The organism is Pantoea sp. Nvir, from assembly GCF_009829915.1.
In the GTDB taxonomy this organism is placed as follows: domain Bacteria; phylum Pseudomonadota; class Gammaproteobacteria; order Enterobacterales; family Enterobacteriaceae; genus Pantoea.
The window spans coordinates 58,820-76,726 of sequence record NZ_SZZW01000003.1; the positions used below are offsets into that span (position 1 = coordinate 58,820).

At 40.5% G+C, this 17,907-nt stretch carries 11 protein-coding genes; 3 read left to right on the plus strand and 8 right to left on the minus strand.

Translation table 11 applies throughout. The annotated features are described in order from the left end of the window. Positions 1 to 35 precede the first annotated feature (35 nt). Positions 36 to 1,037: an HTH-type transcriptional regulator GalR gene (gene galR / locus FD729_RS03105; protein ID WP_159931826.1), complete on the plus strand. Its 1,002-nt coding sequence runs from the start codon at positions 36 to 38 to the stop codon at positions 1,035 to 1,037. Between the two features lie 91 nt (positions 1,038 to 1,128). Here the strand turns inward: galR and lysA are convergent, their stop codons facing one another. The 5 genes from lysA to sdhE form a co-directional block, all read right to left on the minus strand. Beyond that, positions 1,129 to 2,385: a diaminopimelate decarboxylase gene (gene lysA / locus FD729_RS03110; RefSeq protein WP_159931827.1), complete on the minus strand. Its 1,257-nt coding sequence runs from the start codon at positions 2,383 to 2,385 to the stop codon at positions 1,129 to 1,131. 2,393 nt (positions 2,386 to 4,778) lie between these two features. After that, positions 4,779 to 6,299 (minus strand): lysine--tRNA ligase, encoded by a 1,521-nt coding sequence (gene lysS / locus FD729_RS03115; protein ID WP_159931828.1) that lies wholly within the window; start codon positions 6,297 to 6,299, stop codon positions 4,779 to 4,781. A gap of 9 nt (positions 6,300 to 6,308) precedes the next feature. Then, a protein-coding gene (gene prfB / locus FD729_RS03120; protein WP_159931829.1) for a peptide chain release factor 2 occupies positions 6,309 to 7,407 on the minus strand; the annotation gives its coding sequence in 2 pieces (ribosomal slippage) (positions 6,309 to 7,331 and positions 7,333 to 7,407; 1,098 coding nt in all). Positions 7,408 to 7,902: 495 nt separating this feature from the next. Then, a complete protein-coding gene (recJ, locus tag FD729_RS03125; RefSeq protein WP_236421735.1) occupies positions 7,903 to 9,636 on the minus strand; it encodes a single-stranded-DNA-specific exonuclease RecJ in 1,734 nt (577 codons plus the stop codon). Between the two features lie 573 nt (positions 9,637 to 10,209). After that, entirely contained in the window at positions 10,210 to 10,476 is a 267-nt protein-coding gene (gene sdhE / locus FD729_RS03130; RefSeq protein ID WP_159931830.1) for an FAD assembly factor SdhE, read from the minus strand. A gap of 224 nt (positions 10,477 to 10,700) precedes the next feature. Here sdhE and ygfZ point away from each other — a divergent pair, with 224 nt between their 5' ends. Further along, positions 10,701 to 11,681 (plus strand): tRNA-modifying protein YgfZ, encoded by a 981-nt coding sequence (ygfZ, locus tag FD729_RS03135; protein WP_159931831.1) that lies wholly within the window; start codon positions 10,701 to 10,703, stop codon positions 11,679 to 11,681. Positions 11,682 to 12,551: 870 nt separating this feature from the next. On the opposite strand, the gene pepP is transcribed toward ygfZ, so the two are convergent. Next, positions 12,552 to 13,868 carry a Xaa-Pro aminopeptidase gene (pepP, locus tag FD729_RS03140; RefSeq protein ID WP_204162610.1) on the minus strand — a complete coding sequence of 439 codons (1,317 nt, stop codon included), beginning with the start codon at positions 13,866 to 13,868 and terminating at the stop codon, positions 12,552 to 12,554. Between the two features lie 1,130 nt (positions 13,869 to 14,998). Between pepP and FD729_RS03145 the strand changes: the two genes are divergently transcribed. After that, the gene (locus FD729_RS03145; protein ID WP_159931832.1) at positions 14,999 to 15,595 is read left to right on the plus strand and encodes a 5-formyltetrahydrofolate cyclo-ligase; all 597 of its coding nucleotides are present in this window, start codon (positions 14,999 to 15,001) and stop codon (positions 15,593 to 15,595) included. A 164-nt stretch (positions 15,596 to 15,759) separates the two neighbouring features. Here the strand turns inward: FD729_RS03145 and serA are convergent, their stop codons facing one another. After that, the gene (gene serA, locus FD729_RS03150; protein ID WP_159931833.1) at positions 15,760 to 16,998 is read right to left on the minus strand and encodes a phosphoglycerate dehydrogenase; all 1,239 of its coding nucleotides are present in this window, start codon (positions 16,996 to 16,998) and stop codon (positions 15,760 to 15,762) included. Positions 16,999 to 17,228: 230 nt separating this feature from the next. Next, a complete protein-coding gene (gene rpiA, locus FD729_RS03155) occupies positions 17,229 to 17,891 on the minus strand; it encodes a ribose-5-phosphate isomerase RpiA (RefSeq protein WP_159931834.1) in 663 nt (220 codons plus the stop codon). Positions 17,892 to 17,907 lie beyond the last annotated feature (16 nt).

A 17,907-nucleotide genomic window follows, 5' to 3' on the forward strand; every position in this document is an offset into this window, starting at 1 on the left:
TATGTAAACGTTTTCCCCAGGAAATGTCATAACGCATGGCTACAATAAAGGATGTTGCTAGGTTGGCGGGTGTTTCCGTTGCCACAGTATCCCGTGTGATTAACAATTCGCCTAAAGCTAGCGAAAACTCGCGTCAAGCCGTTAGTAAAGCAATGGAAAAATTACAATATCATCCTAACGCTCATGCACGAGCACTTGCGCAGAAATCTACTGAGACTTTGGGGCTGGTAGTTAGCGATGTTTCCGATCCTTTTTTTGGAGCAATAGTTAAGGCAGTTGATGGGGTAGCCAGAAAAAACGGCAAATTCTTGTTGATTAGCAATGGCTATCATAATGAACAAAAGGAACGTCAAGCAATTGATCAACTAATGCGTCATCGCTGCTCAGCGCTAGTGGTACACGCGAAAAAAATTCCTGACACCGAACTACAAGTACTAATGAAGCAGGTGCAGGGAATGGTGTTACTTAACCGACTACTGAAAGGCCTTGAGCAGCGCTGTATCGTACTTGATGGGCGCTATGGCGCCTGGCTAGCGACGCGCCATCTTATCCAGCAAGGGCATCAGAATATTGCCTTTATTTGTTCGACGCATCTAATTTTTGACTCTAAAGATCGACTTCAGGGCTATTACGACTCTCTGAGTGAATACGCCCTACCTTACAATGATCGGCTAGTAGCACTAGGAGAACCAGATGAAATCGGGGGTGAGCAAGCGATGACTGAGTTATTGGGACGTGGCCGTAATTTTACCGCCGTAACTTGCTATAACGACGCAATGGCTGCTGGTGCACTAGCTGTACTGAGCGATAACGGCGTGCGTGTACCGGAAGAGATGTCGCTGATTGGTTTCGATGACGTACTGGTATCACGCTACGTTCGTCCACGCCTGACCACAGTGCGATATCCTATTGTCACCATGGCTCAGCAAGCTGCGGAGCTGGCGCTGGCTCTAGCTCACGCGCAGCCACTGCCAGAAGTTACTAATATGTTTAGTCCAACACTGGTAAGACGACAATCGGTAAGCGGACCGAGCTAAAAATCAGGCTAGCGTCTCTCTTATTACTCTGCTCTTACTGCTTTATTGATAGTAAAAAATGACAAAGACAGAGGCTGTGTTTTCCTATCCCTTAGCCTATTTCCAGCTCCAGTAACTCTTGAATAGTTTGTGCACGTCGAATTTCACGAGGCACGCACTGCTCAAAAAGAATTTCAGGAATTAGAGGACGGCTATTGTAGTTAGAAGACATCGACGCACCATAGGCACCCGTATCGTGGAACACGAGATAGTCGCCAATTTGCGCCGCAGGCAACGCACGTGTCTCAACTTTACCACCCTCCATCTGAGTAAAAACATCACCTGATTCGCACAACGGCCCTGCTATCACACTATCAACAAGTGTTTGATCATCAACGGCACGACCATCGCCCGCGAGTAGCGAAATATGATGGTAGCTGCCATACATCGATGGACGCATCAGATCGCTAAAGCCTGCGTCTATCAACACAAAGTGGCGACTGCCCATGGTTTTTACCGCGCGGACCTGAGATACTAGTACACCTGACTCAGCGACTAGAAAACGACCAGGCTCAATCTCTAGCTTGACCGGATGGCCCAGATGTAAGGCGATACGCTCGCGTGCAGCATCCCACAAACTAAAATAATGCATGGTATCGACAGCCTCTTCGCCAAAACGGTACGGAATGGTTAAACCGCCTCCAGCAGAAATTGCATCAAGGTCATGAACAAGTGTAATTACCTGATCCACCATCGCATCGCATACCTGCTGCAAATGGTTGTAATCAACACCAGAGCCGATATGCATATGCAGTCCTACAAGACGCATACCATACTTTTCAATAACTTCAACTGCTTTTGGTAACTCACTGTGCCAGATACCATGTTTGCTGTTTTCACCTCCAGTATTAGTTTTTTGGCTGTGGCCGTGTCCAAATCCGGGATTAATACGCAGCCATACGGCGTGGCCTGATGAGGTATTGCCTAACTGATGTAGCATATCCATCGAACCAGCATTCACTGGTACATTTAATTCAGAGATACGCGCTAAGGTTGGTCTGTCAAAAACGTCAGCGGTAAAAATTATATCTTCGTTGCCCGGCCTATAGCCCGCTGCTAGCGCACGTTCGATCTCGCCTAGAGAAACGGCATCCACCTTAACGCCCTCGGCGCGCATAAAACGAAGTATATGAATGTTAGAACAAGCTTTCTGTGCAAAACGCACTATATCAAAGGCATGCAACTGTTTAATGCGTTGTTTAATAATTTCTACGTCATATGCCCAAAACGGGCCGTTGTATTGCTGTGCCAGCAGTAACAGCTGTACGGAGTTAAGTGCGGTAGTACAGTCAGATAATGGGCGTGGCATACTTCAATTCTCCTGTAGTCAAGGCTATTAAGTCAGAATCGTGCCGTGTTGAAAGAACGTATTTTTTGAAAATTTCTATACAAAATCCACAGAATATCCTGCTATAGAAAATATAAATAAGATACGAAGTATAGAGATTTGCTACTAAAGATATGCTACGCGTTGATGACCAAAGGTCATCGTCATATCACACAAATTGCAACATCAATGAATCACAACTCACAAGCATCATCCGCACTATAAGCTTATAATGCGATTACAGTAGCTTTCATCCTACGGCTCCTTGTCAGGGTAACGCACGCAGTACATATGCTTATTACACATACTTCGAAGAGGTTCAGCGTTGCTCGATGAACTAGACCTTATTATTTAGGTCATAGATAATACGCGCCAATTCGGGAAGTACTAGCCTGTTGCTCTCTAGTTCTACAGTGTTTTCTAATCACTAAAGTCACTAGTAAGCACCTTTTTTTATACAACGCTTTTCCATATCAAGCAGAATATTATTTCAAGAAGTACTCCAGTACCTGCTAGGAGAGGATTATGAGTAGGCACAGTGCAATGCTATAAGTCAATATTAATCTTACTAAAATCAGGTATACGCCATTTATAGAAAGCGAGTGGTGCTATATATTTAACATATGACAGATACTACGCATATTTAGCAGTACCGACAATTGCTTGTATCTTCTGTCTAATACAATATGATCTATTAATCTACGCCGATCACTTGAAAAACCAAGTGGCCAATTTTTCTTGGCACATGATTTCAGGAAGACCAGCTGAAGCAAAAAGTAACTTTCTTAAAAAATTATAGAAATTTAAAATGCATCACTATGATTATAAAATCATAGATGCATGATCACGCACTCTCTATATTTTGCAAGAAAGTGTTGCAGCAGGAGCAAAATTTAGTGAAGTTTTGCTGTTTGACAATCAGGCAGTATTATTTACTGTACGATTATATTTAATCATTAATTCAAATAGCAAAAGAATAGAAATATTGCCAATGTTTTAAATAGAATGATAAATTTTGAAAGAACAACGACTTATCAATATTCGCTGATAAACAGCAACAGCTAGCATAAATCTGAATGCGTGGTAAGAGCTACTAATGTGGACAAGGCGAAAAGCATATGAGACAGTGCTCTCATACCTCAAAGGATATAACATGGATAGTAATGTTATTTTTGATTATCCTACAATAGCGGATATTCGGCCAAATACATATTCAGGACATTATAGCACGCCATCTGTGTAATAAGCACTTTACAACCTAGCAGAACTATGTAAAAATCTAAAAAAGCTATTTTGCTCAGACAAAGAAAAAAGTCAACAGTAGTGAACAAAAAAATGGTTTAGTCCATACCGATCGCTATTTCGTAGTATATAAATACTATAATTTGTTGACTGCGATAATAAATCTATGGTATCTAATACATAGATTGGTAGTATGTTACCTAGGATTTTTTATTTTATTCTATATCAAACTAGGTAGCATTAATTATATTAGTTAATCGTTGTAAGATACAAATATAAGATAAGTGTATAATAAAACACTCCTACTTTCGCGCTAATTAAGCGTAATATAATTAAGTTTAAGATAGCTACCGGTTTAAAAAGGGCTTTGGTAAAATTATAATTTTAACTTGCTGTGTGCTACGGTAAACAAATTTTATTTGTGAATGCCAAGTAGACTCCTATCTTTCCTATCTATTTCCCGCTAATAAATGATGAACAGATATCAGAACCTATCAAAGTCGATTAAATGCGAGCGCTTTTGCAGTTCCTATGCATGCTCCCCTGAATAATGACTAAGTTCAACAAGTAATTTATAAAACCATATGAATATGGCATTTACGCCACCATAGAAGAAATACAAAATCTACATCATTTTTGACTGAATCACAAATTCAGTATATTTTTTTGCTTGATAAGAACAAACATCCCGACCTGGGGAAAAATTTAGCAGTAAATACCGCCATCATAGTTAATACTACAGCGAGATGGTGAACTTTTAAATAAGTAGCTTATTTTCTAGATCGAGTAGTGTAGTTCCGTTCCATACTGGAAAATTATCTAGTTAATAAAATTACTTCTATGTTAATAGTTAATGTATTGAACAATTCAACAAACCCCTTTTCCCTTTTTAAGAAAAAAGTTTAATCATGATTATTAATATGTCTGAATAACTAAAAGAAGTTTTTTTAGATAAAAAATCATAAGTATTAATGTATATTACCCTTATCCTAACAATTAGGAAAATAACTTTTTAATATCAAACTAAATTTATACATAGTTATACCGTATTGTATGATGATTATATCATATCAATATACACATATTACTCGATATAATCTTGAAAAATATTTCATAAACTAGAAATATTGATGTTACTTTACGCTAGGACGCAATGCTGGAAAAAGAATCACGTCGCGGATAGTATGGCTATTAGTAAACAACATTACCATGCGGTCAATACCAATGCCCAGACCTGCTGTGGGGGGGAGACCGTACTCCAGTGCAGTGACATAATCTTCGTCGTAGAACATTGCTTCATCGTTACCCGCCTCTTTGTCAGTAACTTGTTGCTGGAAACGCTCAGCCTGATCTTCAGCATCATTGAGCTCGGAAAAACCATTACCAATTTCACGACCACCGATAAAGAATTCAAAGCGATCAGTATTCTCTGGATTCTTATCGTTACGGCGTGCTAAAGGAGATACTTCTGCAGGGTATTCAGTTATAAAGGTTGGCTGAATTAGGTTTGCCTCCGCTGTCTCCTCAAAGATCTTTGTTACTACACGACCTACACCCCATCTTTTTTCAACTTTAATACCGAGTGACTGCGCGATCGCCACTACTTTATCAAAGTCATCTAGATCCGCTATCTCAATTTCAGAAAGATATTTTTTAATCGCTTCGCGTATGGTGAGTGTCTCAAAATGCTTACTAAAATCAAATTCTTGATCGCCATAAAGCACTTTGGTCGTACCTAGAATATCCTGTGCTAAGGTGCGGAACAAACTTTCAGTTAACTCAATTAAATCCTTGTAATCCGCGTAAGCCATATAGAGTTCCATCATAGTAAACTCGGGATTATGACGTGGCGAAATGCCTTCATTACGAAAGTTACGATTGATTTCAAATACGCGATCAAAACCCCCGACCACTAGACGTTTTAAGTAGAGCTCTGGTGCAGTACGTAAATACATATCTATATCAAATACATTATGATGAGTAATAAACGGACGAGCTAGGGCACCGCCTGGTATCACTTGCATCATTGGAGTTTCGACTTCCATAAAATTCCGTTTCATCATGAACTGGCGGATGCCGGTCATGATTTTAGAGCGCACTTTAAAAATATATCGTGACTCATCGTTAGCAATTAAATCCAAATAGCGCTGACGGTATCGAGTTTCTTGATTGGACAATCCGTGAAATTTTTCTGGCAGTGGGCGCAATGCTTTGGTCAGCAGATACAGCTTATTGCAGTGAACTGACAGCTCACCGGTTTTTGTTTTAAATAACTTACCGCAGGCACCCAGGATATCACCTAGATCCCATTTCTTGAAGTGCTCGTTATAGAAGCTTTTCGGCAGATGTTCACTCACCACGTAGAGCTGAATACGCCCACCTACGTCTTGCAACGTAATAAAAGATGCTTTGCCCATAATGCGACGTGTCATCATACGACCAGCAATGCTTACTTCGATACCAAGCCCTTCTAATTCTGTGTTGCTTTTCTTATCATACTGTTCGTGTAACTGGTCTGAGGTAGCATTTCGGCGAAAGTCGTTAGGAAAAGCCATTCCGTTTTTACGCAGTGTACCGAGTTTTTCTCGACGCCTTTTCATTTCGTTATTTAACTCAAAGGGAACCCGAGTGTTCTGCAGTTTTTGTTCAGACATATCGCTTCCTTATAGACCTGCTTTTAGACTTGCTTCAATAAAACGATCCAACCCACCATCCAGTACTCCCTGAGTATTGGAGGTTTCAACGCCCGTACGCAGATCTTTGATGCGAGAGTCATCTAGCACGTATGAGCGAATCTGACTGCCCCAAGCGATATCAGATTTACTATCTTCTAGAGCCTGTTTTTGCATGTTTTTCCTTTGTATCTCAAGCTGATAAAGCTTTGCTTTCATCTGTTTCATAGCTTGATCTTTATTTTTATGCTGAGAACGGTCATTCTGACACTGCGTTATTGTTCCAGTTGGAATATGGGTGATACGTACGGCCGATTCGGTACGGTTAACATGCTGACCGCCAGCACCTGACGCGCGGTAAACATCAATTCGTAGATCTGCAGGGTTAATTTCAATACCCACCTCTTCATCTACTTCCGGGTAAATAAAGGCAGAACTGAAAGAGGTATGGCGGCGTCCACCAGTGTCGAACGGGCTCTTACGTACTAGGCGATGTACACCTGTTTCAGTACGCAGCCAACCAAAAGCGTACTCTCCTGATACACGTATAGTAGCGGACTTGATCCCAGCTATTTCCCCTACTGATTCTTCTATAATTGAAGTTTTAAATCCTTTAGCTTCAGCCCATCGGAGGTACATGCGCAACAACATGCTAGCCCAGTCTTGTGCTTCGGTGCCGCCTGAGCCAGCATGCAAATCGATATAGCAGCCAGCACTATCATATTCTCCAGAAAACATACGACGAAATTCTAGTGCACCAAGTTTAGTTTCCAGTGCATTGAGTTCATCAACAGTTTCTTTAAAAATCTCTTCATCGTTAACTTCCACCGCTAATTCAAGCAGGATTTTAACATTGTCCAGACCGTAGTATATCTGATCGAAAGTATCGATAATCACTTCTAGTAACGAGCGCTCTTTACCTAGTGCCAGCGCGCGTTCAGGTTTATTCCAGATACCCGGCTGCTCCAGATAAGCGTTTACTTCTTCTAGGCGTTCTTTCTTAGCATCGTAGTCAAAGATACCCCCTAAGAACGTTACTGCGCTCAGTGAGGTCCTGCATACGATTTTTAAGTAGATTAATTTCAAACATGCCTTTTAGTTCTTTGTGCTAAACATTTAAAATAAGAGTACATAGTTTAACTGAAAGAATCGGGATATTATAGGTTTTCAATCGTGTAGTGCAAACAACACTCTTCTGTGTAAGTTATTTTTTAATATCTGCACTCCTTACTCTGCGTACTAAACACGCACCTAGAGGACATTTGTTGCAGTTACAGTTGGGATGTACTCGCTAACTCATTCTGTCCTAGAAAGATAACCATAGACTTCAAATACAAGGAGCATAATACTGAATAAAGAGGTGTTAAAAACTTTAGCAACCCTCCTCACAGGTAGGCAGAGTTCAATAAAATTAAGGTATGCCTATCTTCTTGTAACTGCTAAGAAGATGAGCGGTTTCGGAAATAACTTAGATCCGGTACTTGAACTTAATTATTCTAGCAAAAGTTACACCATAATCGTACTCTAGTATAAAAATTAATCGTGCTTAACAGTCGAGTTATGAAGGCTGAGCTGTTAAGCACGATTAATTTAGCGGCCAGATATGTTCAATTCTTAACTGCAATGATCGGTTACCATGAAATTCATTAATATCCAGCTTAAAGGCTAATTGTATTTGTTGCACACTTTTATCAGGCCATAAACCCGTGTCGATATTAAAAGCAATACCGTTAAGCAATGGGCCACCTCCAAGCGGTTCTATTATCATCTTCAAATGACGCTCACCAATCAAAATTTGTCGTAAAAGTTTGAATTTTCCGTTAAATATAGGTTCAGGAAATGACTTACCCCAGGGTCCAGCTTCACGTAACAGCTCAGCGGTCTGTATGTTGAAGTCATTCGGTTGCAGCGTACCATCTGACCAGATGACATGCTGCAAAAGCTCCTTGTTTAACCACTGCCCCATTAATTCAGCGAATCGTTGACGAAACTCTTCAAAGTGCACTTCCTTTAGTAATAAACCTGCTGCCATAGCGTGGCCGCCAAATTTTGATATTAATCCAGGATAGAGTCTCTTTAGCTTCTCCAGTGCGTTGTAAAGATGTAAGCGTGGAATAGAACGACCTGAGCCTTTTAACATGCCATCGCCCGCTGGCGCAAAAGCGATTACTGGACGATAAAAATACTCTTTCAGTCGGGCGGCCAGAATACCGATAACGCCCTGATGCCATGTAGGATGGTAAAAGGCTAAACCTAGCGGCAGGTCGGTCTGCTGATGCGTCAATTTCATAAAAAGCGACAGTGCTTCGCTTTGCATGTTTTGCTCAATCTCTTTGCGCTTCTGATTCAGCATATTCAACTCAAGGGCTAGCATACGCGCATGCTCTATATCCTCAGTTAACAATAGCGCCACACCGGCTGACATATCATTAAGTCGTCCTGCCGCATTTAGTCGAGGTCCAATACCAAAGGTAAGATCATTTGCCACTAAGTGACTCATATCTCGATTGGCAATCTCTATCAACGCACGGATACCAGGGCGACATTTATTAGCTCGAATACGATTTATTCCCTGCCATACTAGAATTCGATTATTAAAGTCTAACGGTACTAAGTCTGCGACGGTACCGAGAGCGACTAAATCCAACAATTCTGCTAAATTCGGCTCTGCGAGCTTTGTATCAAACCAATTTAACTTACGTAAATGAGCGCGCAGTGCCATCATCACGTAAAAAGCGACTCCAACACCTGCCAGCGTGCGAGAAGGAAATGCACAGTCGTTGAGGTTAGGATTAACAATTACTTCAGCTTCAGGGAGGGTTTCGCCTGGCAGATGGTGATCGGTGATCAGCACCGGGATACCGTACCGATGTGCGCACTCTACGCCACCGTGTGAAGAGATGCCGTTATCTACTGTCAGTATAAGCTGCGTGCCACGGACATGCGAGTACTCAACTACTTTTGGACTTAGGCCGTAGCCATCTTCAAAGCGGTTAGGCACTAAATGTTGCACGTTATGTCCACCCATGCTACGTAGCGCTAGCACCGTCAGCGCGATACTAGCCGCACCGTCGACGTCAAAATCACCTATGACCATAATGCGTTGACCGTTAATCAGAGCTTTGTGCAGTAACTCCACCGCCTTATCCAGTCCCTTAAGCGTGGTAAAAGGCAATAGATGCCTTACGCTGCGTTCTAGCTCAGCCGCACTACATACGCCGCGATGTAGATAGATTTTTTTAAGCAACGGTGGAAGATCCGCCGGTAGGTAATCCTGGCCGCGGATATCACGCTGCCGTAGTTCAACTGATTGAATCACTAGCTATGAGTCCACTACACTTATGCTGGTTGAACATCTTTTATTTTAGTTTCTGCATTACCTGGTTACATAAAATGATCATGCTAATCAGCCAGGATTAACAGTGTGCGTTGAATAGCGTAAAATACTCAGAGCTTGTACTACTGCTCAAGATTTATTTTACAATAGATACTCGGCACATCATCTGCTATGCACCGCGTCTTTCAAGTTAGTGAAAATAGTGTTGCTTCAGACAATCAAAAGACTCTTTGCTTAAAATAATTATTAGCTCCTTATCTACTTTACCTTACACTTACAATAAATCCCTCAGGCATTCTAAAGTCTTTCATAGTCAAGCCGTAATAGTTCACGGAATAGATATATAATCCTTTATTATATAAATCATTTGCAGTATAAAATTTGTGTCTCACAGCTGAGCGAATATCAAAACTAGACTCCTGCAGGAGCAAGCATATATTGCTGTATTATTTCTGTAGCATATTTACTCAGGATCACCAACTGAACCAATACAAAATATCTGTTCCCGCAGTGTTTTTAACGACATCGGCCTACCAACCTGATCTATTACTATTGTTACTGCGCCACGGGACCACGTTCATGGTGACTCTGTTGAATTAGAGTGACGATGTGTTTTAGGTCTGGGTCGGCTGGTGCCCCATAATTCATTATCCAATAAAAAATATCCGGATCATCACTTTTAAGTAGTCCCACAAAAGCCTTTTTTTCAGTGTCACTTAGGGTGTCATATTCATATTTAAAGAACGGCATGATAGCAACATCCAGCTCCAACATGCCGCGACGACACGCCCAGTAAATACGTGATTTATCATAAATATGCATCTTTAATACTTTCTTACATTAAAATAGTACCCCCAATATGCTTTGACTGTATCACATCTACATAAATATGTCACTCAGGCTATACAAAGGCAATACACAAGCTTCCAACAGTTGGTTAACGTGGTGTGAATTCACGATTGATGGCTACATATCTGTGATATATTGTACAAAGCCGGTGTGGCATAACATGGTATGAAGAATTAACTTTAAAATAAGGATAGCCAATGCCTATTTTTAACTTACCTTCTAGACCGCCTATGGCCGCTTCTCTTCTGCCATTAACCCTTATGTCACTCAATGACTGGGCACTTGTGTCGGTGAAGGGTCCTGATAGTATGGCTTATCTTCAGGGACAACTCACTCTAGACGTCATCGAGTTAAGCGCTGATCAACATAAGTTGGCGGCACACTGTAACTCGAACGGTAAGATGTGGAGCACTATTCGTCTGTTTCATCGCGGTGACGGTTACTCTTATCTTCTGCGACGCAAGCTACGAGAAATACAGCTAACTCAATTAAAAAAATACGCAGTATTTTCCAAAGTAACACTTACACCAGACGATGAAGCGGTGCTACTAGGCGTGGCTGGTTTTCAGACAGGTGCTGCATTAAGTAGCTTTTTTGAGATATTGCCGAACAATAACACCCCAGTAGTACAGCAGGAGGACAGTACCTTACTATGGTTCCCAAAACCCTCCGAGCGTTTTTTAATTATAACAAACGAAACACAGGCGCAGGCATTAAAGCAACATCTGGACTGTGCTCAACTTAATAACAGCATACAATGGTTAGCGCTAGATATTGAGGCAGGTATTCCAGTTATCGAACTCGAGACCTCCGCACAGCTAATCCCGCAAGCTGCTAGCTTGCAAGAGCTGGACGCCATCAGCTTTAAAAAAGGCTGCTATACCGGACAGGAAATGGTCGCTCGAGCGAAATTTAGAGGCACAAATAAGCGTGCTCTTTACTGGTTAGCAGGACATGCAAACCGGCTACCAGCACCGAGTGATTCTTTAGAGATACAGATAGGTGAGCGATGGCGCTGCACTGGAACGGTACTGGCTTCCATTCAGCTTGAAAATGGCACTATATGGGTTCAAGCAGTGATGAAAAACGATCTAGAGTCAAATAGCGTACTACGTGTTGAAGGCGATGATGGTGGCCACCTAAATATCCAACCATTGCACTATTTACTAGAGGACTAATTCTATTTCATAACCTCTTTTCGTGAATCTCGAAAAAGATAAAGACAAATCATATTGATGATGGTAGGGATATTACTGTCTAGCTCAATAAAAAGTTCATACTATTAGTATGATATGAAATATTCTGAACTGAATAGGAAATGATATTAAGTAAATACTGGAAAAGATACCGTATGTTATAGAAACAGCTCTGCTAGGAGGTTAAACCTAGATCTACTATATAAGATAGATCCAGTAGTAACAGCCAGCTAAATCTATGACTGATACTATTTTAGAAAACTCATCAGAAAAGAAAGGGCCTAAGTAACTAATTAATTTTTCATTATCGCATCATCCAAAAGCTTATAATCCCTGCTTACTAGCAACATTAAAAACTTGTTAAAACAAACTTATATCATACAATTAAAATATGAATATTCATTCTACTTTATACACTGGTAGTATAAGGATGGTGAATTACCACATAGTTTCAGGTAATGTATATGCTTGAGTCTTATATCATAATTTCTTTATTCAACTAGGTGTAATATTTGAGACAAAATTTGTTACTACTGGAAGAGTAATATATACATTATATATTCATAAAAATTTATATAATGCACCAAGTCATTGCACATCTATTTAAAGATGTCTGCGAATGGTAAGGATATTAGCATCTGCAATGCACTGCACTTCAGAGCGAGTAGTATATGCAAATAAGTAATTATATTACTCGATCATCATACTGTGAAGTTTTATTGCAGATACGGAAATATCACACTTATTCGCTGAAATAAACTTTAATTGCCATGGTTTATAGTTTAGAAGTGTTTTTTAAAGCACAATACCAATCATAGTGGGTCTCTGGGCAAAAAATGATAATACTCACACTTAACGCGCCGCCGCCATCAGAGATTCAATGGCATCAGCGTCTTTTACTACGCTGTCGGTAAGGTTTTCATTACCTGTTGCAGTGATTAGAATGTCATCTTCTATGCGAATACCAATACCGCGATATTCTAAGGGAACATCAGCATCCTCTGTAATGTAGAGTCCAGGCTCAACGGTTAATACCATGCCGCATTCAAGAACACGGTCGCGCAAAGGGGTACCATAATGACCGACGTCATGTACATCCAACCCTAACCAGTGGCTTAGGCTATGCATAAAAAAATGACAGTGCGCGTTTTCCTCAATTAAGGCCTCAATTTCACCAAATAAAATGCCTATATTTAACATTCCACTGACCATGACACGTACGACTTCTTCATTAACCTGACGGATACTTATACCGGGCCGAAAGAGAGAGAGCGCCTTATAGAGAGAAGCAAGCACGATGTCGTAAATAGCTCGCTGCGGGGCACTAAATTTGCCATTAACCGGAAAGGTGCGAGTAACATCTCCAGCATAACCGTGGAATTGACAACCAGCATCGATTAGCACTAGATCTCCATTCTGAAGTTCGCTCTTATTATCAGTATAGTGTAAAATACAGCCGTTTTTACCGGAACCGACAATAGTGTTATAAGAAGAAAACCGTGCCCCATTACGGTTAAAGATGTAATGAATTTCTCCTTCAAGATTGTATTCAAATAGGCCAGGTCGACAAGTTTCCATAGCACGCGTATGAGCCAGCGCGCTAATTCTGCCAGCGTGGCGCAGAAGCTCGATCTCTTCAGGTTCCTTGAACAAGCGCATTTCATATACCCAAGGACGCCAGTCTATAAGGATAGCAGGCGCGCTAAGGTTTTGGAAGGAACCACGACGTAGCTTATCCAGTGCGGTGAATACTAATTTATCTGCTTCCATATATTCACCCTGTGCGTGGTAAATCACGTTGAGTCCATTAAGCAACTGATGCAGTTGCTGGGCTATATCGTCCCAAGGTAGTGAACGGTTTACACATAATTTTTCAGGTGCTGCATCCTGACCTAACCGCCTGCCTAACCATATTTCTGTAGTGAGATTTCGTGCTTGGTTAAATAATACGCTGTGATTATGAGTATCGTCGCTTTTAATCAGTACCAGTAGCGCCTGTGGCTCGTTGAAGCCGGTAAAATACCAGAAGTTGCTGTTCTGACGAAAAAGGTATTCACTATAGCTGCTATGCGTCACTAACGGTGTGGCAAAAATCAGGGCGGCACTGCTCGGAACCATTTTCGTTAACAGTCTCTGCCGCCGATGCTGGAAAGAGTTCAGAGAAATCACGTTTATACCTCTTCGTAAGAACTAGCACTTCTGCGTGCAACAAAATACATAGTTTAATATAGAATTAGCTTCTATACTGCGTAGGTAGTCAGTAGCGAACACATGGAATCTGTCATGATACAATCACATGTTCAATTACCGCCTTTAACGGTATTGCTTTAGATTGCTATCTTTTATAGCATAGGCTAAAGAGAATACATTATTCACTAAGCCTACACATCACATCGTACCGCACCGTCAAATACACTAATATGCTTATCATCGAGTAGTATTGGCTGACACAAAAATCCTTTATTTTTCGGATTCTATATGTATGGGGAATGCCACTGATCAGGCTATTTAATTCAATTAGTGTTAGTTCTAACTTTAATTGCGATAAAGAAAATTCAGCGCATTATAATCAGCAGTGATGTTCTTTGAACACATCAGATAATTCGTTATTGAAAGAATAAGTGCTTATTAAACAACTAATAATTACCCAAGGTTTTCAGAAGAATAATTCTTCATTATTTTCGTATCTATATAGTTATAGATGCCATAACTCGATATGTATGGAGCACAAGATGGTGAGTTGTGGGCACAGTAATCAGTAGAAAAGTAAAGTATATCTGCATATACCGGTAGATATACAATTTTTCGGTTTTTTTATTAAAAGTGTATTTCCCTTCTGAACGAAAAAATAGATCAAAGATGACTATAAGTAAACTCAATGAATGCTTGTAAATAGTATTCATTACTATGTTAAATATCTTCCATGAATTAGAGCAAGGAAAAGTGAAAATACATGACTATGTTAATAACATAGAATAATGTCTATTGTAGCAGACTGTCGGAGAGGATATTGCAGAGCAATAGTGCATCACTAAATTTCTGGGTAAGAAGTCTGAATATTACTTTGTATTGTACATATTACATTAATAGTGCAATAAATTTTTATTAGAATAGTAGAGAAGGGGGACATGTTTTCTGAATTAAAACTAATATTTTATATCGACAAAATGTGGTCTACTCTATTCGGTTCACCTAAGAAGGTTGGTGGATTGATTACGGTGGCAACGCGTACCTCCTTATAATTTTGCATTTATTTTACGTTCTGAGTGATATAATTAGGAGCTATCGGTAAAGTTCATATGTCTCACGTTCTACTACTCGAGCAACGAAATTTTATTCGTCAGCACTTGCGAAATCTGCGACGTTCCCTGACGGAAGAACAACAGCAACGGGCAGCGGATATGCTAACAGAACGCGCAGTTAGTTTTGAGGGAATTGCTAGCGCGGTCCATATCGCTCTATTTATTCCAGTGGACGGTGAGATTAATACCCTCTTATTAAGCGCTAAATTCTGGAAACAGAAAAAACAAATTTACCTACCAGTCCTACACCCCTTTGCAGCAGGTCATCTACTTTTTCTAAGTTATACCCCTCAAACACCTTTGGTCCTAAATAAATTAAATATTCCGGAACCGCCACTAGATGTCCGTCAGATAATTACATTAGATAGGTTGGATGTGATGATAGTACCACTGGTAGCATTTGATAATAGAGGGCAAAGGCTTGGCATGGGGGGTGGATTTTACGATCGCGCATTACAAAATTGGAGACAGCAAGGTTTTTTACCTATTGGTGTGGCGCATGACTTTCAGAAGGTAGAGAAATTGCCTGTTATGCAATGGGACATTGCCTTGCCTGTAGTGTTAACACCATCGCAGTTATGGCAATGGGAATGATAAAGATTATCAGGACCGACATTGATGATGGTAATAGCGGATGTTAAAGACATCATAGCAGATGAACTTTTACTAACACAGCTTACCTGCAACAAAGTCTAATTTTAATAAAAATATGTTGAGAGCGAACTAACAGCTTCCTATTTTTTTAAAAAATAGAGATGTCAGTATAACAACCGAGCGCGAATCGTTCCCGGAATCATCTTTATGAGCTGCAGAGCTTTATCTGCTAAATCCTTCGGTGCATCAATATCAATTACCACATAACCTATTAACGACGAAGTTTGAAGGAACTGCGCAGCGATGTTAATATCTTGCTCTGTAAAAATTTGGTTAATTGCCGTTAGTACGCCCGGACGGTTTCCATGAATATGTAGCAAACGGCTAGTATTAGTACCGTGTATCGGTAACGATACTTCTGGGAAGTTGACTGCAGAGAGTGTAGAACCGTTATCAGAGTATTTGGCTAGTTTACCTGCTACTTCAATACCGATATTTTCCTGTGCTTCCTGTGTTGAACCACCAATGTGCGGTGTCAGAATTACGTTATCGAATTCGCACAACGGTGAATTAAAAGGGTCGCTGTTAGTAGCTGGCTCAATCGGGAAAACATCAATTGCTGCGCCAGCAAGGTGTTTATTCTTCAATGCATTGCAAAGTGCTAGAATATCCAAGACAGTGCCACGTGAAGCATTAATCAACAAGGCTCCTTCTTTCATTTGCATTAGTTCTTGTACGCTAATCATATTCTGTGTTGAATGGTTTTCTGGTACGTGCAGGCTTACTACATCGCTCATATTCAGTAGATCGGCAAGATTCCTTACTTGCATGGCATTGCCCAACGGTAGCTTATTTTCAATATCATAGAAAAAAACATGCATACCCAAACTTTCGGCTAGTATACCAAGTTGCATGCCAATATGGCCGTAGCCAATAATGCCGAGATTTTTGCTGCGTGCCTCGAAAGAGGCTACAGAATTTTTATTCCAGACACCGCGATGTAATTTTGCATTTGCTTCTGGAATACCACGCAACATCATCAACATTTCACCGATAACTAACTCGGCAACTGAACGTGTATTAGAAAACGGAGCATTGAAAACTGGAATGCCGCGTGTTGCTGCCTCATTAAGATCGACCTGATTGGTGCCAATGCAAAAACATCCCACAGCTATCAGTTTTTCTGCGTAGGAGAGAATTGCTTTTGTTAGTTGAGTGCGGGAACGAATACCAATAAAGTGAGCATCACGGATAGAAGATTTCAATAATTCTGCATTCAATGCGCCTTTATAAAATTCAATGTTGGTATAACCTGATGCGTATAGATTTTCCAATGCGCTTTGATGTACACCTTCTACCAGTAAGAATTTAATTTTGCCTTTTTCCAGAGATAGCTTTGCCATTTCCCTAACCCTATGGTGATTTGAACAATACCTGCCATAAGCCCATTCCTACCTATCAAAATATCAAAAAATTCTTTCGCTGCAATATAATTTATTATCCAGTTATTGATACATATATACCTGCAAAAAGGATAGTTCACAAAAAATCTAGCGTTGAATAATCCACGAAACGCATAGAAAAAAAATAACAGATAACACATAACCTAAAAAGCTTTAACGTGCTATAAAAATCATTTTTTCATAATTTTCACCATGCCATCAGCCATGCCTATTAGAGCTATATCCGCGCCACGCATAGCGAATAGTCCTACTGTCACCACGCCTGGCAGCGCATTGATAGTTTTTTCCATTGTAATTGGGTCAACAATACGCAAATTATGTACATCGAGAATAATATTTCCGTTATCAGTAACAACGTGCTGGCGATACTTTGGCATACCACCAAGCTTGACTAATTCACGAGCAACATAAGTGCGCGCCATTGAGATTACTTCTATCGGAAGTGGAAAACTCCCTAACATATCAACTTCTTTTGAAGAGTCAGCGATGCAGATGAACTTTTCTGCAACAGCTGCGACGATCTTCTCACGTGTTAGAGCTGCGCCGCCACCTTTAATCATCTGCATATGAGGATTGATCTCATCCGCACCGTCCACATAAATCGACAAAGTATCGATCTCATTGAGATCGAATATTGTGATACCAAGATTTTTCAATCTTAGGGTTGAAGCTTCTGAACTGGAGACCGCACCTTTAATTAGATGTTTCACCGTAGCAAGGGCATCTATAAAGTGCATAACAGTAGATCCTGTGCCAATACCAACTACGGTATCAGGTTGTACGTATTGCAGTGCAGCTAGGCCTACGACTTTTTTCAGTTCATCTTGTGTCATGGCATGGTTAAATCTA

What these genes read in the sequence shown, in the direction of transcription:
- FD729_RS03145 (WP_159931832.1), top strand. Translation starts at nt 14,999, where the DNA reads ATGTCTCACGTTCTACTACTCGAGCAACGAAATTTTATTCGTCAGCAC.
- lysA (WP_159931827.1), bottom strand. Translation starts at nt 2,385, where the DNA reads ATGCCACGCCCATTATCTGACTGTACTACCGCACTTAACTCCGTACAG.
- sdhE (WP_159931830.1), bottom strand. Translation starts at nt 10,476, where the DNA reads ATGCATATTTATGATAAATCACGTATTTACTGGGCGTGTCGTCGCGGC.
- serA (WP_159931833.1), bottom strand. Translation starts at nt 16,998, where the DNA reads ATGGCAAAGCTATCTCTGGAAAAAGGCAAAATTAAATTCTTACTGGTA.
- ygfZ (WP_159931831.1), top strand. Translation starts at nt 10,701, where the DNA reads ATGCCTATTTTTAACTTACCTTCTAGACCGCCTATGGCCGCTTCTCTT.
- rpiA (WP_159931834.1), bottom strand. Translation starts at nt 17,891, where the DNA reads ATGACACAAGATGAACTGAAAAAAGTCGTAGGCCTAGCTGCACTGCAA.
- lysS (WP_159931828.1), bottom strand. Translation starts at nt 6,299, where the DNA reads ATGTCTGAACAAAAACTGCAGAACACTCGGGTTCCCTTTGAGTTAAAT.
- galR (WP_159931826.1), top strand. Translation starts at nt 36, where the DNA reads ATGGCTACAATAAAGGATGTTGCTAGGTTGGCGGGTGTTTCCGTTGCC.